Genomic DNA, 1216 nt, shown 5'->3' with positions numbered 1-1216 from the left:
CTTCCGCTCCAATCAACTTAGCCATAAAATCAACAGTGACCTTTAACACAGCCTTATAGAAAGTGAGTGTTCTCAATTTGTATGTCATAGCCACTTTCGAGAATTCTTTATTTATTGAGTTAGCAATCACTGCGATTGAACAAAAGGGGATACCTAAAGAAAAGATCTTAGCGGCCCCGCTTGATAAGCGTTCGGAACCAAGACAGTTATTCGATACAATCCATCGAGCAGATGGTCTGAGCTTGTTTGATGGAGCCGCGATGCTGGGAACTTGTTTCATGCTGCTCGGTGCCATTTACGGATATGTTCTAAAATGGGGTCCGATTATCTGGGGAATTATTGGTGCGGTCAGCGGGTTACTGTTAGGCTTTTTAATCAAAATGCTCCTGGTTAAAAATAAGCAAAGAGCGGCAAAGAGCATCACCGCAGAAATTGTATTAATGATTCGATGTGAAGAACATCAATGGGAAACGATTGAAAAGATTTTATGGGAAAATACAGCTCTGGGTATAACCAGAATAAATAATGGGATCAGCCCTCCACACAACTAAAGTTTAAAGCACTAAAGCGAGTCAGCAAGATTGAGGGGGGATTTTTCTAGTTTTTTTTGATAATTCATCAGGGGTGTGAATTTTTTAGCACAAAGTAATCCAGTATTCGCCATATTCCGAGTAACCCAGAAGAATTAATTGTCATAAGCATTATGAAGGTGGAAATTACTGTCGACATTTGATGACGAAAACTAGTTACTTGTATCCGCTTTCAATTGGTAAACTCGTAAGTACATAGTTCAAAAATATAAGGAGTTAATTGATAATGAATAACGAGGATCTTTTTGTGCAAATAGAAAATCTAAGAATAAAAATGATAAGTGTGGGCCTAGCGAAGGGTTTTACTTCAGTGGAAACGGTAAGGTTAAGTGAAAGACTTGATAAGTTAATTAACTTACAAATGGGGTCACTGTCGAAAATTTCTGCCTGAATACATACTATGTATTTATCGATAAATTGATAGAAAAAGTATGACACCACTATCATCGTAATCACAGACAGTCAAATTGCGTAAAAGTCCTGTGTGGAGGACCTTTACGCTTTTTTCAGCCATTGAGTTTTAATAATACGGATAGCCTCCAGATGGATAGGCAGTTGGATACGTTGTTGGGTATGGTGCCGGATAAGGGGTTGGATATGGAGCTGGGTATGGTGCCGGATAAGGG

2 protein-coding genes are annotated in these 1216 nt (G+C 38.9%); both read left to right on the top strand.

The window, feature by feature from the left end; translation table 11 throughout:
* Positions 1-77 precede the first annotated feature (77 nt).
* Positions 78-551 (top strand): hypothetical protein, encoded by a 474-nt coding sequence (locus V7137_RS17375; RefSeq protein WP_335699258.1) that lies wholly within the window; start codon positions 78-80, stop codon positions 549-551.
* A gap of 265 nt (positions 552-816) precedes the next feature.
* Positions 817-981, top strand: coding sequence for an aspartyl-phosphate phosphatase Spo0E family protein (locus tag V7137_RS17370; RefSeq protein ID WP_335699257.1), 165 nt, complete (start codon positions 817-819; stop codon positions 979-981).
* Positions 982-1216: the final 235 nt, after the last annotated feature.

The sequence above is a fragment of the Neobacillus drentensis genome, from assembly GCF_036962765.1.
Taxonomy (GTDB): Bacteria; Bacillota; Bacilli; order Bacillales; family Cytobacillaceae; genus Neobacillus; species Neobacillus drentensis_C.
The sequence above is the reverse complement of the archived record's forward strand: the minus strand, read 5'-3'. Positions and strand labels throughout refer to the sequence as shown.

What these genes read in the sequence shown, in the direction of transcription:
- V7137_RS17370 (WP_335699257.1), top strand. Translation starts at nt 817, where the DNA reads ATGAATAACGAGGATCTTTTTGTGCAAATAGAAAATCTAAGAATAAAA.